Source organism: Bacillus sp. 522_BSPC, assembly GCF_001076885.1.
Taxonomy (GTDB): domain Bacteria; phylum Bacillota; class Bacilli; order Bacillales; family Cytobacillaceae; genus Niallia; species Niallia hominis.
In genome coordinates this window covers 13,327-31,626 of sequence record NZ_JVDT01000182.1, presented here as the reverse complement: position 1 = coordinate 31,626, position 18,300 = coordinate 13,327, and the positions used below count along the sequence as shown (strand labels likewise).

Below are 18,300 nucleotides of genomic sequence, written 5' to 3'. Positions count from 1 at the left end.
AGGTTATAGTAAAAAAATGGATGTTTACTACCTTAGTTTTGGTGTTTTCATTTTTTCAAAAAATACGGAAAATTTAAAACTGAAAATTCAGAACTTATTTATGCGACACTAGTGACATTTAATGTATTAAATGAAATTAAAATTCAAATAACTATACATAAATAAGAGAATACTGTTTAGTTGGAAGTGCAATTAATTTTAAAAAAACATATTAAAAATAGTTATTTTCTGCTATTCTTTATATTAGTTTTATCATATTTTGTCAGGATATGGAGGATTTATTTATATGCGATCAGATAAGCCTAAGAAGAAGAAACGAACTTGGCTTCGTGTCACTGGTATTGTATTACTATTATTGATTATTGGGATTGGTGCATATGTTTATACAGTTTGGCACTCATTAAATAAAGCGGTAGAGACAATGCATGAACCGGTTGACCGAGTTACAACCAAACGTGATAATTCATTAAGTCTTAAGAGTAAGGAACCATTTTCTGTATTAATGCTTGGTGTCGATGAACGCGATGGAGATTCAGGACGTTCCGATACAATTATCGTTATGACCGTTAATCCAGAAAAAAAGTCAGTTAAGATGCTAAGTATCCCACGTGATACTCGGACAGAAATTGTTGGTCATGGGACAACAGATAAAATTAACCATGCATACGCATTCGGCGGAGTTGCAATGTCCATGGATACAGTGGAGAACTTTTTAGATATTCCGATTGATTACTATATGCAAATTAATATGGAAGGATTTAAAGATATCGTAGATGCTGTAGGTGGGGTAACAGTTAATAACGACCTTGGCTTTACATATGAAGGTGTCCATTTCCCAGAGGGGCAGATAACGCTCGATGGAGAAGATGCACTTAAATTCTCCCGTATGCGTAAGGAAGATCCTAGAGGAGACTTTGGACGACAATTACGTCAGCGTTTAATTATTCAAGCTGTTATTAAAGAAGGTGCTAGTTTAAATACATTAACTAATTTCGGAAACATTTTCGAAGCCATTGGTAAAAACATTAAAACAAATATCACTTTCGATGAAATGGTTGATATTCAAGCTAACTATAAGAGTGCAGCAAATGACATCGAGCAAATAACAATTACAGGAACTGGACAAACGATTAATAAAATTTGGTATTTAGTCGTTGATGAGGAAGAGAAGACAAGAGTTCAAACAGAATTAAAAGACCACCTAAATGTAAATTAAATTCAATTAGATAGAGCATTTGCTGAGTCTTATCGGGACAAAAGCGAATGCTTTTTCCATAAATTAAATCTCTACTTCGGAAAAGTATAAATACACGTCTGCATTTCGCTTCTTCTTTTCCTTGCACTTGTAAATAGGAAATAAAAGTATTAAAATAAATTAATTGGATAAAATAAAACAAAATTTATCTTTCTACTTAATTTTTATACTGAAAATATTTCCATACAAAGCTTTCGATTCAGGAGGTTATAATGAAAAAAGTTATTACGTACGGTACTTTTGACTTGTTACATATAGGTCATATAAATATTTTAAGACGTGCAAAAGAATTAGGAGATCATTTAACCGTTGGTCTTTCTAGTGACGAATTTAATAAACTGAAACACAAAGAAGCTTTCCATAGTTATGAAAACCGTAAAATAATATTGGAAGCTATTCGTTATGTAGATGAAGTGATTATTGAAAATGATTGGGATCAAAAAATTAGAGATGTTGTCGATCACAATATTGATGTATTTGTAATGGGAGATGATTGGAAAGGTAAGTTCGACTTTTTACAAGACTATTGTGAAGTCGTGTATTTACCTAGAACAGTTGGCATTTCTACATCAAAAATAAAAACGGATATCATTAATATAAATGGTTAGAGAAATAGCTATTTATATATACTTAAAACTATTTTCGTTTCTGTTCAAGTTAGCCAAGTTCTTCCCAATACAGAAGAAAATAGTTTTTTGCGTGTCATTTATAGAAAATAATTATTTTATTTACAATGAACTTAAATCGTTATCCCAATCATATCCTTGTATCTTTTTAACAGATCATAAAACGAATTCCTTTTTTAAAGAACGGATAACAACTGGAGATAAAGTTGTTCTATTCTCACCTAAACATTTAGTTTCCTTTTTTATAGGGATTTATCATTTAGCAACGGCTAAAGTTGTCGTACTGGATAATTATTTTGGGTTTTTATCAGCTGTTCAATTTAATAATGATGTTAAAAAGCTTCAAATTTGGCATGCAAATGGAGCTATTAAGACGTTCGGCTGGAAAGACTATAGTATTAAATATCGAACGAGTGGTGCTAAAGAAAGATTTGCTGCTGTATATGACCAATTTGACTTCATTCTTTCGGGGTCAAAAAAAATGTCTAAAATTTATGGTGAAGCATTTTCCCTTCCCCAAAATCGAATGATTGAAGTAGGTATACCTAGAACAGATATTTTTTTCGACCAAACTTATATTGAGAAAGTAAAAAACAATTTTTATACAAATTACCCTATTTTGAAAAATAAACAAGTTATTCTCTATGCACCTACTTTTAGGGATAATAAAGAGGAAACTTCTGAATTACCTTTAAATATTTCTTATTTAAAGGAATACTTAGAATCAGACTATATTTTAATTATAAAGCTTCATCCGAGTATCAATAATGCTATAGACTTGACTAATTATGAGGGATTTATTTACGATTTTTCTGATTACCCTACGATGAATGATTTACTATTTATAACAGATATTTTGATTACTGATTATTCTTCTATCCCTTTTGAATACTCTTTTTTACATAAACCAATGATATTCTATCCTTATGATTTAAAAGAATATTCTCAAACTCGAGGCTTTTGGGAACCATATGAACAACTTGTACCTGGGCCCATTGCTTATAATACAGAAGAAATTGTTCATTTTATTAAAGAATCCATCTTTGATGAAAGACAAATCGAAACATTCCACAAAGAGTGGAATACATACTCTTTAGGGAATGCAAGTAAAAATGTGGCTAATTTACTTATTAATTGGTTAAAATAATTTATAAAAGGGATTTATCAAATGATGATAAATCCCCTTTTTTTACTTAAGAGACAAGAAAAACCCCCTTTGTTATTGGAAGTATTACGTTTCCTTTAAATACTAAGGTATTTGTTGAAATGACTCGAAAAGAAGTGTATATTTAGTTTGGTTTAAATAAATGTAAAGAAAATAATAAAAATATATTAAGAGACTGATGATACAGAAGTCATGTAAAGGAGTATTAAAATATGATATATGCTGAAATACTTGCTGGTGGTAAAGGAACAAGAATGGGAAATGTAAGCATGCCAAAACAATTCCTTCCACTAAATGATAAACCTATCATTATTCATACAATCGAGAAATTCCTGTTAAACGACCAATTCGAAAAGATTATTATTGCATCACCAAAGGAATGGATTAATTACACGAATGATATAATAAATAAATTTATCAATAATCGTGACCGTTTAGTTGTAATTGAAGGTGGAGAAGATAGAAATGGAACCATTATGAATGGAATTAAATATGTGGAGGATACATTTGGTTTATTCCATGATGATATCATTGTAACTCATGATTCTGTTCGACCATTTATTACACATCGTATTATTGAGGAAAATATTAAGTATGGTCTTGAATTTGGGGCTGTCGATACTGTTATTTCTGCTATTGATACAATTGTCGAATCAGAGGATGGGGAATCCATCTCTAATATCCCAGTGCGTGATTTTATGTACCAAGGACAAACACCACAAACATTTAATATGAAAATGTTAAAAGAGCACTATTATTCCCTTTCTACTGAACAAAAAGCAATCCTTTCTGATGCATGTAAAATTTGTGTTTTGAAAGGAGAAAAAGTGAAGCTTGTAACTGGTGAAGTATTTAACATTAAAATTACAACACCTTACGATTTAAAAGTAGCCAATGCTATTATTCAGGAGAGTATAAACCATGATTAATCAAGTATATCGCCTTGTTTCTCCAAGACAATTTGAAGTAACTTACCAAGATTTTTCATTAAAATCCGATATGATTGTCGTGCGACCAACCCACCTATCTATTTGTAATGCCGATCAACGTTATTATACTGGATCTCGCGGAAAGGAAGCGATGGCAAAAAAACTTCCTATGGCTTTAATTCATGAGGGAATCGGTAAGGTTGTCTATGATCCAAAAGGTGAATTCGCTAATGGAACAAAAGTAGTGATGGTTCCTAATGATCCAACCGAAGAAGATTCTTTTATTGCAGAGAACTACTTACGTTCAAGTAGATTTAGATCTAGTGGTTATGATGGATTCATGCAAGACTATATCTTTTTAAAAAGAGATCGATTAGTCGAAATTCCCGAAGATATGAACCCATTTGTTGCAGCTTTTACAGAACTTATTACGATTGCTATGCATTCCATCACCAGATTTGAATCGAGATCACATAAACGCCGCAATACATTTGGCGTATGGGGTGATGGAAATTTAGGTTTTATCATGTCATTAATACTAAAGAAAAAATATCCTGAAAGTAAAGTGATTTCCTTCGGGAAAACCCAGTATAAATTAGATCGCTTCTCTTTTGTGGATGAAACCTATTTAATAGATGATATCCCAGAGTCAGTAAAAATAGATCATGCCTTCGAATGTGTTGGTGGCTTAGGTAGCCAATATGCTATTAACCAGAGCATTGACCTAATTGTACCAGAAGGATCAATTTCCATTTTAGGCGTATCCGAATACCCAGTAGAGGTTAACACGCGAATGGTTTTAGAAAAAGGCATTACCATGATTGGTAGCAGCAGAAGTGGACGTGCTGATTTTCAAAATACAGTTAATTTATATAAGGAATACCCAGACATCGTTGATTACTTTTCCACGCTTATTGGAGAAGTCCAAACAGTTACATCCATTCAATCCATTATTGAAGCTTTTGAAAAAGATTTAACTTCCTCATGGGGGAAAACAATCATGGAATGGAAAATATAAGGTTATATATGGTTAACCAATAGATTTAGAAAGGTAGATTGTTTTTGAATAGAATAAAATTGCTACCTACTGTTTTAGTAAAAATATTTTTTCGATTTATTTATTTATTTTTTTGTCTTTTCTTTAAAGTAAATCCTAAAAAAATTACTTTTGCTTCCTCTCGTTCAAATAAAATAAGTGGTAATTTAGAATATATTTATACCGAGTTTCAAAATAGAGATGATAATTTTGTATTAGTGAAATCATTCTTTAAAATCAGGAATGATTTCACTGGGAAAATTCATTATTTATTTCATTCCATTAAAGAATGTTATCATATTGCAACATCTAAGTATTTTATTATCGATGATTATCACTATCTAGTTTATTTAATTAAGCCTAGAAAAGACACCGAGATTGTTCAACTTTGGCATGCTTGTGGAGCATTTAAAAAATTTGGAATGAGTCTTATAGGAAAGCGCAATGGACCAAGTAAAGAATATTTAAAAGCTGTCAAGATTCACTCAAACTATTCCAAAGTATATGTAAGTTCTTCAGAGGTAATTCCTTATTATGCAGAAGCTTTTGATATGAATGAGTCCAAAATCTTCCCACTCGGTGTTCCCAGAACAGATTTTTTCTTTGATAATCATCGAAAAGAAGAAGTAATAGAGAAATTAGTTCAAAAAATAGGTTTAGTAACAAACAAACAAATCATTCTATATGCCCCTACATTCCGAGGGAAAAGTTATCAGCAGAACGCGTTTGTTAGTCCTATTAATTTTAAAATACTGAAAGAACAGCTAAAAAAGGACTCCATTTTTTTAGTTCACTTACATCCTTATATGTCCTCTTCTTTTCATGTAGAGGATGATTTAAAGGATTTTGTTTACCATATTAAACAAGATTTTACGATTGAAGAGTTACTATTAATTACAAATGTTCTTATAACAGATTATTCCTCTATTATATTTGACTATAGTTTATTGAATAAACCTGCAGCATTCTATGCTCATGACTTAAAAGAATATATGCAGGACCGTGATTTTTATTATGAATATGAATCATTAGTACCTGGCCCGATATTCTCTCATACAGAGAGTCTTGTAGAATGGTTAAATGATGGCCAATACAATCACGAAAAAATGATTTCATTTAAACAGAAATTTTTTGATTACACAGATGGAAACACCTCTAAAAGAATTGTTTCACATTTAATCAGTTCCATTAATGATTTATCAAGCTAAGGAGATATAAGTATGTTAAGAAAGATTGTTCGAAAGTTAAGAAGAAGACCGTCTTCTGAATCATCTGGGACTGTAGTCCGTGATGAGTTAGAATTTAGTATTGATAAGCCCGTTCAAATAACGGAAGATCGCATTATCATTCAAAAAGAAAAAATAAGTGAATCGCTTCCTGTCCTTAATGAAATCGCTGGAAAAATCGAAGAACATATTCCACGTCGTAAAATTACTCAATTAAATTGGAATGGGCCAATCATGGAAATTGAAGGCTATTTTTTCTTAGAGAATATTCCGATGACGAATGAGGATTTAGTGAAAAAGCGTTTGATATTATTAAGCACTAGTGGTTTAAAAGTTTCCATCCCTTTACAAGATGTTCTTGTGAAAGATATAAAAACAAAAGATTCGATTGATAGTAAATATAGTTGGGCAGGCTTTCGCTCAAAGGTTAACTTTGCAACGATTACTTCCCATAATAGACCACTTCCTGAAGAAGACTATCGACTCTTCTTAGAATTAGACGTACATGTACTCGGCGATAAAGTATATAAGAAGTCCTTTCCTTTAGGAAATATTGAACATTTCCTAGATAATGGCTTCCATTCTGCTAAAATGGAGTATTTCACAGCAAAAAAGGAAATGAAGTACAATCTTTTAGCTACCTATGATTTACCATTAAAAACATTAAAAATTACATCTTCCAAGCTAAAGGATTTAGATCCTTCTGTTATGGGGTTAGATGCGGAACTGAAGCAACGGGGGATTGTTTATCGCATTGTTTATAAATGTTGTTTCTCTCTAACCTACAAGTTTTGCAAGTTATTACCATTACAAACAAGAAAGATAATTTTTGCATCTGATAGCAGAAGTGAAATGAGTGGAAATTTCCAATTTGTGTATGATGAATTACTTAGAAGAAATTTAAATTATGATTATCATCTCCTCCTAAAAAAAGGAGTAGATGAAAAAAAGGATTATCGAGAAATATTCAGCTTAGCCTATCATTTGGCAACTGCAAAGTTTATTATTCTTGATGATTTTTATCCAATGATCTATCCACTTACTATTAGAAAAAATGCAGAATTAATTCAATTATGGCATGCAGTTGGTGCTTTTAAAACGTTCGGCTTTAGTCGCTTAGGTCGTCCAGGTGGTCCTTCGCCAAAATCGAAAAACCATCGAAATTATACAAAAGCAATTGTTAGCTCCCAAAATGTTGCCAAACATTATGCAGAAGGTTTTGGAATTGATTTAGAAAAAGTAATTCCAACAGGTATTCCGAGAACCGATGTCTTTTTTGATAAAGACTATCAAGATGAGGTAAGAAATAACTTATACGAAGAATATCCATTTTTAAAAGGAAAAAAGGTAATTACGTTTGCACCTACATTCCGTGGTAATGGACAAATGTCTGCTCACTATCCGATGGAAGTACTAAATTTAGAAAAGCTATATAACGAATTAAAGGATGAATATGTGTTTCTATTTAAGATTCATCCATTTGTAAAAAATGAATTTAGTATTCCTTATCAATTTAGTGATTTCTTTTATGATTTTTCGTCCTACCGGGAAATCAATGATTTATTATTCATTACCGATATCTTAATTACTGATTATTCATCCGTATGTTTTGAATACGCCCTTTTAAATAAACCGATGATATTCTTTGCGTACGATGTAGAAGAGTATGTGCGTACACGTGACTTCTACTATGACTATCATTCCTTTATTCCTGGTCCACTTGCAAAAACAACGGAAAGAATGATAGACATTATTCAAAAGGAAGATTTCAAAATGGAAAAAATCGAGCCTTTCGTGAAATATTTCTTTGATGATTTAGATGGAAGATCATCAGAACGGGTAGTTGACCAACTTATTGTTAATAATTTTAATGAGTTAAACTAAGTAGAAGCCCCCTTAGCAATTACAAAGGGGGCTTCTTTCTTATCTCCCGACATTTCTCGGGAAATACTTGTCAGCTTTTGTTGATAATTTTGTTGTTTTCAATGAAAATAAACGCGGTATATATATACTACATGATGATAATTAGTAGAAAGGATGATAAATATGAAAATAAAAGCTGGAAGCTGGAGATTACTAAGTTCTCAAGATAAGCAATTTATTTTACAAACTGTTTGTACCCTTTCTCAATATAAGGGAAAAGCTCATACTAATTAAGCCTCATATAATTCAATCGGCAAACCATCAGGATCCGCAAAAAAAGTAAACTTTTTGAACGTAATTGGATCAATCCGGATTTCTTCAACTGTAATATTATTAGATTGTAAATACTGTACAGTTTCTTCTATGTTATTCACTTCAAATGCAATATGACGTAAACCAGCAGCCTCAGGATAACTCGGTCTTTTCTTTGGATTTGGAAAGGAAAAAAGTTCAATTTGATAGCTGTCATTTACTAAAAGGTCCAGCTTATAGGAGTCTCTTTCTTCTCGATATACTTCGTTTAATGGTGTAAAGTTAAATATATTAACATAAAACTGTTTAGAAACTTCGTAATTGCTGCAGATAATAGCAATATGATGGATTCGATTTACTTTAAACATTTAATACTCCTTTTGTTAAATAGATAATATAATCTATGTAGGGAAACGACTCGATAATCCTTTACTCTAGAAAAAAACGAAGAAATATTAATATTCCTTCGCCATTGAAATTATTTATTATGCCAGTTCCAAGCACTTTGAATGATTGTTTCTAAGCCTCTTTCTGCTTTCCAGCCAAGCTCATTGTAGATTTTGTCTGAAGAAGCCACTAATCTTGCCGGATCTCCAGGTCTTCTATCGCTAAGAATTACATTTGCTTTTCGGCTTGTTACTTTTTCACACATTTCAATTACTTGCTTAACTGAATAGCCAACACCATTGCCAAGATTATATGTTTCAGCGGCTTTCGTTTCCTTTAACAGTGCTTCTAGTGCAGCAATATGGGCATTTGCCAGGTCTGTTACATGTATATAATCTCGAATACACGTTCCATCTTCTGTAGGATAATCGGTACCAAAGACGGAAATAGAATCTCGCTCTCCTAATAGCTGTTGAAGAATAATCGGAATTAAATGTGTTTCTGGATCATGATTTTCTCCAATTTCGCCCGATGTGTGTGCACCAGCGGCATTGAAGTAGCGTAAGACAACATAATGAAGTCCATATGCTGCATGGAAATCAGCTAAAATTTGCTCTACCATTAGCTTCGATCTGCCATACGGATTAATAGGTGATGTTAGCGAGCTTTCTAGAATAATCTCTTCTTTCGGAATGCCATATGTAGCTGCTGTAGACGAGAAAATAAAGTTTTTTACATTATACTTCAACATAACATTTAATAATGTTAATGTATTAGCAACATTGTTTTCATAATATTTATACGGATCTTGCACAGATTCGCCAACCAAGCTATATGCTGCAAAATGCATGACTGCTTTAATTGGATATTTAGAAAAAATGGATTCAAGATCTTCTACATTTCCTAAATCTCCTTTTACAAATACAGCACGAGAATCAACTGCTTCTTTATGTCCAGTAGCAAGATTGTCTAATACTACTACTTCTTCCTTTTTTACTAATTCTTTTACTAAGTGGCTACCAATATAGCCAGCTCCACCAACTACTAATATCATTACATGATATCTCCTTTATGTATATATTTAACTTATACCTTATCTTACCATATTTCATTCTTATCCTACTCACAAAAATTCCTTTTTTTCTAAAATAGTTGCAAAACTGTTTCTAAATAGAAAGTATTCTTCCTTCATCGACCGTTTTCATCCAAGCTTCAAAGCATTATATAGATTGGTTATCTATCCCTATTATTATCATAACTATTCTAAAAATAAAAAAGCTATTGTCAAAAATCCAAATACATAGTATCTTAAATGAGTAATATAGTAAACGTTTTCAATATTCTTTTAGTACTCCTATATTGACAGGAACACTTCCTTTACTCCTTAGCGCAATCGTTTTCACTAATTGCTCCATTTTTACTGGAGATTTTTCTTTGAATAGTATTTGCGGACTAAGCAATCGTTTTCTCATTCTATCACCTTAGTAGCAACAGATTTATTCTGTTTCTCATAAAAAAATGAAAGGAGTCAAATTTGCATATGAAAAAATACTCGTATTTATCCATATGTTTAATCGTTCTACTAATTTTTAGTAACTTGGCGGTATACCTTCCAAGTGCAAAGGTACAAGCTGATAATTTACTAGTTTCACCAGTCGTTGGTGCAGACAAATCCGTTCAATTTATCTATGAAAATCCAGACGCACAGGAGGTCTTAGTTGCTGGAAGTTTTACTGATTGGCAAAATGGTGCCATTCCAATGGAAATAGATGAAAATGGCATTTGGTCTCTTCATGTTGAAGAACTTGCTGCAAATGTGTACCAATATAAATTTATTGTTGACAACGAATGGATTACAGATCCTGCAAACAAAGAAATAGCAGATGGAAACAGTCAATTGATTGTTCCAGGTATTAATTTAGATATACTTCCAGCAAAAGTAGAAAAGAATAAATCCTATCCATTAGAAGCAACGATTGTTCATGAGAATGGGACGATTCAAAAAGTTTCCCAACTTACTTGGAAATTAAAAGACAATGTTGACGGTATTGAAATTGTTGATGGGAATCTAATGATTCATGAAAACGCAAATGAAAATAGCGCATTCACCATCATTGCAGAAAACTATGAAGATAAAGTAGAAAAGACAATCGAAATTGTTGGAGATATGTATACGTATAATATTAACTATTATCGTTTAGATGAAAACTATGAAAATTGGAATCTATGGATTTATAATAGTGGATTACCAGAGGCAGGGTTTTCTTTTACTAATGAACAAAATGACTCTTATAAATTTATAACCGGAGCGTTTTCCTTCCCAGAAAATAGCATAACGATTATTCCACGTAAAGGAAATTGGGAAGCGCAAGATACAGAGAACACCATTACTATTAAAAATGGGAAGCAATCGACCGAAGCATGGATAATAGAAGGCCTCAATAAAGTATTCTATTCAAAAGAAGAAGCAATAAAAGCGATTGAAAATTTAAATAATGATACTTACGAGAGACGCCATATCCAGTTTATGTATGATCGAGAAGACCAAGATTATACTGGATGGAATATTTGGGTTTGGGGTACTGGGGTAAAAGATGATCAAATTGACTTTGACAATACACTAAATGGTATGGCTACAGCGAAAATCCATGTTAATGATGTTACCCAAAGTGTTGGATTTATCTTACGCAAAGGAGAAGATTGGGATACTGCGATAAAAGAAGGTAGTGGCGATCGCTATATTCCTATTAATAAAAATGATTTAATAACAAAAGCTTATGTGACTAGTGGACAAGAGGAACTCTATATTGTTCCAGAAGTAAATGGACCTGTATTATCAGATGGAAACGCTATCTTTTACTATAGAGATAAACAATTATATGCTAATAATGAAATGGATAAAATTGATAGTGTGGAATTAAAATTCAACGATAAGCGTTATAAAATGGAAAAAGAATCAAAGAATGAACGTTTTTCCTATACGGTTGAAAATATTCCAGAAGGCAATTTTCCCTACTCCTTTATTGTCACAATAGATGGTGTTCAAGCAGAAGTAGCAGACCCATACAATACGCAAGATGGACAGTCCATACTTACTTATGAAAAAGCAGATATTTCGATTCAAACATCCATTCAACCACAAGAAGTGACATATAATGAGAATGCAGTACTATCTATTGATTATACTCAAAAAAATGATGTCCCTATAAGAGAAATATATGCTGATTTACAATCGATCGGTGGAAAAGAGAAAGTACTGATTGATCCGGAACTAAAAAAATTAACAATTGCAATCGACCAAAATACAACTACCGGAATAAAGGAAATCCCTGTAACTATTGTTGATGAATATGGAAATATTACCACTGAGAAAGCTAAAATCACCGTGAAAACAAGACAAGCGGTTGGGGAAGATGATTTTGACTGGGATGAAGCCAGAATATATTTTATGCTGACAGATCGTTTCTTTGATGGCGATTCTTCTAATAATGATCCATATAACATTGGCTATGATAAAAGCAAGCCAGGTGCATATCAAGGCGGTGACTTTAAAGGCATAACAGAAAAATTAGATTATCTAGAGAATCTTGGAATCAATACCATTTGGATTAATCCAATTGTTGAAAATATAAAATACGATGTCCGCTACGAAAACCATGACACTCCTTATTATTCATATCATGGATATTGGGCAAATAATTTTGAAGAACTAAATCCACACTTTGGAACGATGGAAGATTTTCATGAATTAATCGATGCAGCACATGAACGAGGCATTAAAATCATGGTCGATGTTGTTGTGAACCATGCAGGATATGGGTTAAAGGATAGTGATGCAATAAATGATGGAAAAATTGCCAATTATCCAACAAAAGAGGATCGAAATCGATTTAACGGTATGTTCCGTGATGGAGGAACTGACACGGTTCAAGGGGAATTATCAGGACTACCAGATTTCTTAACGGAAAATAAAGAAGTACGAGAACAAATAATCGATTGGCAAACTAGCTGGATTGAAAAATCAAAAACAGCAAAAGGAAATACAATAGATTATTTCCGAGTAGATACAGTAAAACACGTAGAAAATACAACATGGATGAACTTTAAAAATGAACTAACCAAAATAATGCCTAGCTTTAAGTTAATAGGCGAAGCTTGGGGAGCTCATGTAAATGATGATCAAGGCTATTTAAATTCTGGCATGATGGATTCTGTTCTTGATTTTGATTTCAAAAATTTAGCACGAGATTTTGCTAATGGGGATATCATTCGCGTTCAGAATGCTTTAGAAGAAAGAAACAATAAATTATCTAATACAGGTACATTAGGACAGTTTTTAGGAAGCCATGATGAAGATGGATTCTTAGAATCATTAGATGGAGATATCGGCAAGCTAAAACTTGCTGCAGCATTACAAATTACAGCAAAAGGGCAACCAATTATTTATTATGGTGAAGAATTAGGTTTATCAGGAGCAAATAATTATCCTTACTATGATAATCGATATACTATTGATTGGAATTTAACTGAAAACAATGACGTCCTAACACACTATACAAAACTATTAAATGCTAGAAAAGAATACTCAGATGTCTTTTCAAAGGGAACACGTTCTCAAGTATCTGGAAGCGACGAAGAAGGCTATTCTGTTTTCAAACGCGAATATGAAGATAAAGAGATCTTTGTTGGGCTAAATACGAAAGATTCACCAACAGAAGCAACTTTTGAAGTTCCGTTTGCAAAGGAAGCGGTTGATATCTATTCTGGGAAAACATATTCAGTCAATGAAGATAAAATTACTATAACCTTACCTTCTAGAGAAGACGGGGGTACCATTTTATTGGTAGATGCTGACCAAGCAGATACAGAAGTATCTTCTCCTCCTGGAGATACTGATTCTGATTCACCACCAACATCTGATGACAGTGATGATGATAAATCTGATTTAGGCGATTCCAATAACCAGAACTCTAATCAAGGATCTGAATCTACTAGCGATCAAAATGAAGAAAATGGAAAAACGCTCCCTAATACAGCAACTGCTTCTTATAACCTTCTATTCATAGGCTTAAGTTTGCTCGTAATCGGGACAGTACTATTTTTACGCAGAAAAAAACATGTAGCAAATGAATAACTATTCATAGGACAATTAAGAACATTCCTATCGTCTAAGTAATACAATAATAAATTTAGAAATGGGATTTAAAGTAAATCAAACAGCTGTTTCTCAAAGAAACGGCTGTTTGATTACATTTGTTTTAAATTTTACTTTGTACATTCCAATCAATTTTTCACTTTTACAATCAATCATTATTTACTCGTTTTCCTTTTTCTTTGCTTAAAAATAGAATAGAAAAAGGAAGCATGTCCAACAACATTACGTTTCCATAATCTTCTTGGTTCTTTCCCCATCCGATATAGCCATTCCAAGCGAAGATCACGGAATATTTTGGGTGCTCTTACTACTTCGCCAGACGAAAAATCGATAAATGCCCCAACTGCCATCGTAATGGTACTCTTTACCTTCGAGCGATGTTCCCTAATCCATCGTTCCTGCAAGGGCATCCCAAAACCTACTAAAAGAATATCTGCCTTACTCTCATTAATCTGATGGATGATCCGATCGGTATTTTCTTTCGGAAAATATCCATCCTGATTGCCTACAAATAAAATATTCTTATAGGTTTCCTGCAACCGCTCTTGAGCTTTTTGTGCAATGCCAGGCTTAGCGCCTAAAAGAAACACTCGATATTGGTTACTCTTCTCTTCATTTAATGATTCAAATAATGCAGGGATAAAATCTGTACCGTTTAAATTTTCCTTAAAAGAAAAGCCAAAAAACTTAGCACCCATTTCGATACCGATTCCATCATTTAACAATAAATCTGCATTATTTAACATATCGCGATATTCCGAATCCTTTTGTGCAATATTATATCCATGGTCATTTAGAAAAAAAATATCCGATGCAATTTTTTTCTCCAGTTTTTCTTTTATATATGTAATAGCTTCTTTTGAGCCTAAAACATCTACTTTTAAATTTCCTAGCCATTTCTTATCCATTTTGTATCCCCTAATGAGAAAATTTTTAAAAAGCCCCTTTCTATTATATAAAAATTGTCTCCTAGAAACAATTAAGGCTAGTGATGGTTTACTCGTAACATTTCTAAAGGAAAAAAGGCTTGCATTCTATTTTCTCAACAACCCTTCTATTAAACAGAAATATTCACTATGCATATGTTGAAATATGTCGAAAGATTGTATATGAAAAGGTTGTTAACATTAGCACAATAGTGATAAAATTTTACTTGTACAATTATCAGATAAAGGCAAACCATCTGAAAGGGTGGGACGCAAAGCTTCAGGTCTAAGGTAGATTTTTACTATGATGGCTGGGTCACCTTATATTCTCTATAAGGAGGTTAATTATCATGATTAATTTGTTTCCCACAGATGTTTTGACGAAAAGTAATTTGGACAGTGAATGGATAACACTCATAATGGAGGCAAAAAAGCAAGGCTTCACCCAAGAAGAAGTACGTGCCCTATTAACAATATTAGAAGATAGCAATTGAACACAATATCAGAATATTCAATAATGATAACGTTTTAGCCTTAATTATTTTTAAGGTTATTTTTTTTGCAAAAGCATAAGCCAATGTACCTTTCATGCCGCCTTTACATACAATAATATTGTTCAATAATTCACAAAAAAAGCGCCTCATTAGGCACTTTCAAAAAAGAAGGATTTCTTGGGGGAGTTTATTGATTTTTTCTATTAAAAGATTGATTGTTTCAAATGAATTTTGAAACGGAAAGATAATGGGTGTGAGTAGTGTATAGGGTGAAAGTCTTAAGATGTTGGGGAAGTACGCGAGATGTTTTCCATGTGAATAATATGTTCTAATTGCTTTATTCTTCTATTACATTGTTCTAATTTTTCATTTGTCTTTGCTTGCATTTTAATTAATGTAACCATTAAATCTGGTGCATTATTCACCATCCTTACCTCCTTTACGGAATGGTATGTTCCACTTTTTTCGGATCCAAGAAACGAACAGATTCGGCAATTACTTCTGTCACATAGACCTTTTTTCGATCCTGGTTTTCGTAATTCCTCGTATGGATCCTGCCAGTAATACCAACCAGTGAACCTTTATTACAATACTGTGCTGTATTTTCTGCCACTTTATTCCACAAAGTACATAGGACAAAGTCGGCATCGTAATCGCCAGCTTGATTTTTATAGTTTCTATTTACTGCGACAGTAACATTCACTATAGACGTACCTTCTTGTGTAACTCTTAGCTCTGGATCCTTCGTTAGCCTTCCGACTAAAGTAACCTGATTAATCATCTTTTCCCTCCTTTCTATTATAAATTAGTTAAATCATACTATTAAGGAAGAAGATTGCCAAATGTCGAAATTTCAAGTTTTGTCACTATTTCGCCATAAAACATCGAATTTTCGCCTAGGCCATTTTTGCATTTTTAAACATAAAATAGCTTTAAACTTTAATTTTTGCATTTTTAAAAAAAACTAAAAAAATCTCTTCTTCCGATGCATATAAAGCATCGGTAGAAGAGATTGATAGTTCTATTTAGTTATACTCAATTAGTTTTACTTATTATATCCAGCGATTACAGTGTTCACTTGTTCCATAACGCCTGCCTTCAATGCGCTCAGCTTACTTGTGCTTTCTTCTAAAGTAGAACTATTTACACTAAAGTAGAACTTAGCTTTCGGCTCTGTTCCTGATGGACGTAAGCAGAACCATGAACCGTCATCTAGATAATATTTGATTACATTGGACTTTGGTAAATCAATCAATGTTTCTGTTAAGCCTTCTTGACGTTGACTTGTTAAATAATCTTCTACTGCAACAACATTTAAGCCATTAACTTCTTTGATTGGAGCTTTACGGAAAGTGTCCATAATATAAGCAATTTGTTCTGCTCCATCTTTCCCTTTCAATGTTAAGGACTCTAATCCTTCTTGATAGTAGCCGTACTTTTCAAAGATTTCTAGTAAACCTTCGTAAAGTGTTAAGCCTTTTGCTTTATAGTATGCAGCAACTTCTGCAGCAAAAATAGCAGATTGAACAGCATCCTTATCACGAACAAAATCACCAATTAAATAGCCATAGCTTTCTTCATATCCAAAAAGGAATGTATGCTCATGTGTTTGTTCGAATTCCTTAATTTTTTCACCAATAAATTTAAATCCAGTTAATGTATCAATTGTAGGAATTCCATAAGCTTTGGCAACAGTGCGCCCAATTTCAGATGTTACAATCGTTTTGATTACAACACCATTATCAGGAAGAATGCCTTTCGCTTTCTTCTCTGATAGTAGATATTCAAGCATTAATGCACCTAATTGGTTTCCTGTTAGAACCGTGTATTCTCCACTTAAATCTTTAACCGCAACTCCTAATCTGTCTGCATCTGGATCTGTTGCTAGAAGAATATCCGCATCGATTTCTTTGCCATAACGAATCGCAATTTCAAAAGCGGCATGCTCTTCTGGATTTGGCGATTTTACAGTTGAGAAGTTAGCATCAGGTAATTCCTGTTCTTTTACAATCGTTACATTTTCAAATCCGAATGCTTCTAATCCTGCACGAACTGGCTTGTTTCCTGTACCATGTAATGGCGTATAAACTATTTTTAAATCCTTTGCTTCTGGCAAACGATTTAATTGAATTGTCTTTAATTGTTCTACATAGGCAGCATCTACATCTGCACCAATATATGTCAATAGTCCTTTATCTAATAGCTCTTTTTCTTCTAAAACATCTATTGTAAGCTCGTCTTCTACTTCATTTACATATTTAATAATGATATCTGCAGCCTCAGGAGGAAGTTGTCCACCGTCTTCTCCGTATGCCTTAAATCCATTATACTCAGGAGGATTGTGACTAGCGGTAATCACTACTCCAGCAAATGTATTTAGATAGCGTACAGCAAAAGATAATGCTGGTGTTGGACGAAGTTCTTCAAATACATAGGATTTAACTCCAAGCTTCCCTACTACTTTCGCAACCTCTAAAGCAAATTCTGGAGATTGATGACGGGAATCATACGCCACAGCTACTCCGCGTTTCATCGCTTCTTCTCCTTGTTCTACTATGTATTTCCCTAATCCTTCTGCTGCTTTACGAACAGTATAAATATTCATTCGGTTAATACCAGGCCCTAATTCTCCACGCATACCGCCAGTACCAAATTCCAAATGCTTATAAAAACTGTCCTCCAGCAACTTATCAGATGTTTGTAATTCTGTTAGTTGCGCCTTTAAGTTAGCTTCTAATCCTGCAAAACTTGTCCACTTTTCTACGATTTCTTTATAAACCATTGTCGCTGTTCTCCCACCTTTAAAATTAATGTGACGATATATCTTTACATTACCTAAAATATGTATATAAGTAAAGATTTTTTAAAAAGCGCTTTTATGGAACCAATATCTCTGAGTAGTCCTTAATACCTACAGTGATAAGGG

General features: G+C 32.9%; 16 protein-coding genes and 1 riboswitch. Of the genes, 9 read left to right on the top strand and 7 right to left on the bottom strand.

Annotated elements, in window-relative coordinates; all coding sequences use genetic code 11:
- Positions 1–286 precede the first annotated feature (286 nt).
- From ADJ83_RS15520 to ADJ83_RS26285, 7 genes are all read left to right on the top strand, one after another.
- Positions 287–1,216, top strand: coding sequence for a LytR family transcriptional regulator (locus ADJ83_RS15520; protein WP_031540380.1), 930 nt, complete (start codon positions 287–289; stop codon positions 1,214–1,216).
- Between the two features lie 251 nt (positions 1,217–1,467).
- Positions 1,468–1,863 (top strand): glycerol-3-phosphate cytidylyltransferase, encoded by a 396-nt coding sequence (tagD, locus tag ADJ83_RS15515; RefSeq protein WP_031540381.1) that lies wholly within the window; start codon positions 1,468–1,470, stop codon positions 1,861–1,863.
- On the top strand, positions 1,856–3,028 hold the full coding sequence (locus ADJ83_RS15510; protein WP_031540383.1) for a CDP-glycerol glycerophosphotransferase family protein: 1,173 nt from the start codon (positions 1,856–1,858) through the stop codon (positions 3,026–3,028). The genes tagD and ADJ83_RS15510 overlap by 8 nt, the downstream gene beginning before the upstream one ends.
- Before the next feature lie 230 nt (positions 3,029–3,258).
- Complete coding sequence (locus ADJ83_RS15505) at positions 3,259–3,975, top strand: IspD/TarI family cytidylyltransferase (RefSeq protein ID WP_031540384.1); 717 nt, start codon at positions 3,259–3,261, stop codon at positions 3,973–3,975.
- On the top strand, positions 3,968–4,993 hold the full coding sequence (locus ADJ83_RS15500; RefSeq protein ID WP_031540385.1) for a ribitol-5-phosphate dehydrogenase: 1,026 nt from the start codon (positions 3,968–3,970) through the stop codon (positions 4,991–4,993). Before ADJ83_RS15505 ends, ADJ83_RS15500 begins: the two co-directional genes overlap by 8 nt.
- A gap of 44 nt (positions 4,994–5,037) precedes the next feature.
- Complete coding sequence (locus tag ADJ83_RS15495) at positions 5,038–6,219, top strand: CDP-glycerol glycerophosphotransferase family protein (RefSeq protein WP_031540386.1); 1,182 nt, start codon at positions 5,038–5,040, stop codon at positions 6,217–6,219.
- 12 nt (positions 6,220–6,231) lie between these two features.
- On the top strand, positions 6,232–8,121 hold the full coding sequence (locus ADJ83_RS26285; protein ID WP_031540387.1) for a CDP-glycerol glycerophosphotransferase family protein: 1,890 nt from the start codon (positions 6,232–6,234) through the stop codon (positions 8,119–8,121).
- 269 nt (positions 8,122–8,390) lie between these two features.
- Here the strand turns inward: ADJ83_RS26285 and ADJ83_RS15485 are convergent, their stop codons facing one another.
- From ADJ83_RS15485 to ADJ83_RS25685, 3 genes are all read right to left on the bottom strand, one after another.
- The gene (locus ADJ83_RS15485) at positions 8,391–8,780 is read right to left on the bottom strand and encodes a VOC family protein (protein ID WP_031540388.1); all 390 of its coding nucleotides are present in this window, start codon (positions 8,778–8,780) and stop codon (positions 8,391–8,393) included.
- A gap of 110 nt (positions 8,781–8,890) precedes the next feature.
- On the bottom strand, positions 8,891–9,853 hold the full coding sequence (gene galE / locus ADJ83_RS15480; protein WP_031540389.1) for a UDP-glucose 4-epimerase GalE: 963 nt from the start codon (positions 9,851–9,853) through the stop codon (positions 8,891–8,893).
- 280 nt (positions 9,854–10,133) lie between these two features.
- On the bottom strand, positions 10,134–10,271 hold the full coding sequence (locus ADJ83_RS25685; RefSeq protein ID WP_155986807.1) for a hypothetical protein: 138 nt from the start codon (positions 10,269–10,271) through the stop codon (positions 10,134–10,136).
- A 68-nt stretch (positions 10,272–10,339) separates the two neighbouring features.
- Between ADJ83_RS25685 and ADJ83_RS15475 the strand changes: the two genes are divergently transcribed.
- Complete coding sequence (locus tag ADJ83_RS15475; RefSeq protein WP_035416837.1) at positions 10,340–13,933, top strand: alpha-amylase family glycosyl hydrolase; 3,594 nt, start codon at positions 10,340–10,342, stop codon at positions 13,931–13,933.
- A gap of 176 nt (positions 13,934–14,109) precedes the next feature.
- Here the strand turns inward: ADJ83_RS15475 and ADJ83_RS15470 are convergent, their stop codons facing one another.
- Positions 14,110–14,862 (bottom strand): WecB/TagA/CpsF family glycosyltransferase, encoded by a 753-nt coding sequence (locus tag ADJ83_RS15470; RefSeq protein WP_048718253.1) that lies wholly within the window; start codon positions 14,860–14,862, stop codon positions 14,110–14,112.
- 255 nt (positions 14,863–15,117) lie between these two features.
- Positions 15,118–15,204: riboswitch (cyclic di-GMP riboswitch) on the top strand.
- 26 nt (positions 15,205–15,230) lie between these two features.
- Here ADJ83_RS15470 and ADJ83_RS25290 point away from each other — a divergent pair.
- Positions 15,231–15,374: an anti-repressor SinI family protein gene (locus ADJ83_RS25290; RefSeq protein WP_109767414.1), complete on the top strand. Its 144-nt coding sequence runs from the start codon at positions 15,231–15,233 to the stop codon at positions 15,372–15,374.
- Positions 15,375–15,652: 278 nt separating this feature from the next.
- On the opposite strand, the gene ADJ83_RS25680 is transcribed toward ADJ83_RS25290, so the two are convergent.
- The 3 genes from ADJ83_RS25680 to ADJ83_RS15460 all read right to left on the bottom strand — a co-directional run bounded on the left by ADJ83_RS25680 (position 15,653) and on the right by ADJ83_RS15460 (position 18,156).
- A complete protein-coding gene (locus ADJ83_RS25680) occupies positions 15,653–15,802 on the bottom strand; it encodes a hypothetical protein (protein ID WP_204375772.1) in 150 nt (49 codons plus the stop codon).
- Positions 15,803–15,813: 11 nt separating this feature from the next.
- Positions 15,814–16,155 carry a single-stranded DNA-binding protein gene (locus ADJ83_RS15465; RefSeq protein ID WP_031540392.1) on the bottom strand — a complete coding sequence of 114 codons (342 nt, stop codon included), beginning with the start codon at positions 16,153–16,155 and terminating at the stop codon, positions 15,814–15,816.
- 264 nt (positions 16,156–16,419) lie between these two features.
- Positions 16,420–18,156, bottom strand: coding sequence for a phospho-sugar mutase (locus tag ADJ83_RS15460; RefSeq protein ID WP_031540393.1), 1,737 nt, complete (start codon positions 18,154–18,156; stop codon positions 16,420–16,422).
- Positions 18,157–18,300: the final 144 nt, after the last annotated feature.

What these genes read in the sequence shown, in the direction of transcription:
- ADJ83_RS15520 (WP_031540380.1), top strand. Translation starts at nt 287, where the DNA reads ATGCGATCAGATAAGCCTAAGAAGAAGAAACGAACTTGGCTTCGTGTC.
- tagD (WP_031540381.1), top strand. Translation starts at nt 1,468, where the DNA reads ATGAAAAAAGTTATTACGTACGGTACTTTTGACTTGTTACATATAGGT.
- ADJ83_RS15510 (WP_031540383.1), top strand. Translation starts at nt 1,856, where the DNA reads ATGGTTAGAGAAATAGCTATTTATATATACTTAAAACTATTTTCGTTT.
- ADJ83_RS15505 (WP_031540384.1), top strand. Translation starts at nt 3,259, where the DNA reads ATGATATATGCTGAAATACTTGCTGGTGGTAAAGGAACAAGAATGGGA.
- ADJ83_RS15500 (WP_031540385.1), top strand. Translation starts at nt 3,968, where the DNA reads ATGATTAATCAAGTATATCGCCTTGTTTCTCCAAGACAATTTGAAGTA.
- ADJ83_RS26285 (WP_031540387.1), top strand. Translation starts at nt 6,232, where the DNA reads ATGTTAAGAAAGATTGTTCGAAAGTTAAGAAGAAGACCGTCTTCTGAA.
- ADJ83_RS15485 (WP_031540388.1), bottom strand. Translation starts at nt 8,780, where the DNA reads ATGTTTAAAGTAAATCGAATCCATCATATTGCTATTATCTGCAGCAAT.
- galE (WP_031540389.1), bottom strand. Translation starts at nt 9,853, where the DNA reads ATGATATTAGTAGTTGGTGGAGCTGGCTATATTGGTAGCCACTTAGTA.
- ADJ83_RS25685 (WP_155986807.1), bottom strand. Translation starts at nt 10,271, where the DNA reads ATGAGAAAACGATTGCTTAGTCCGCAAATACTATTCAAAGAAAAATCT.
- ADJ83_RS15475 (WP_035416837.1), top strand. Translation starts at nt 10,340, where the DNA reads ATGAAAAAATACTCGTATTTATCCATATGTTTAATCGTTCTACTAATT.
- ADJ83_RS15470 (WP_048718253.1), bottom strand. Translation starts at nt 14,862, where the DNA reads ATGGATAAGAAATGGCTAGGAAATTTAAAAGTAGATGTTTTAGGCTCA.
- ADJ83_RS25290 (WP_109767414.1), top strand. Translation starts at nt 15,231, where the DNA reads ATGATTAATTTGTTTCCCACAGATGTTTTGACGAAAAGTAATTTGGAC.
- ADJ83_RS25680 (WP_204375772.1), bottom strand. Translation starts at nt 15,802, where the DNA reads ATGGTGAATAATGCACCAGATTTAATGGTTACATTAATTAAAATGCAA.
- ADJ83_RS15465 (WP_031540392.1), bottom strand. Translation starts at nt 16,155, where the DNA reads ATGATTAATCAGGTTACTTTAGTCGGAAGGCTAACGAAGGATCCAGAG.
- ADJ83_RS15460 (WP_031540393.1), bottom strand. Translation starts at nt 18,156, where the DNA reads ATGGTTTATAAAGAAATCGTAGAAAAGTGGACAAGTTTTGCAGGATTA.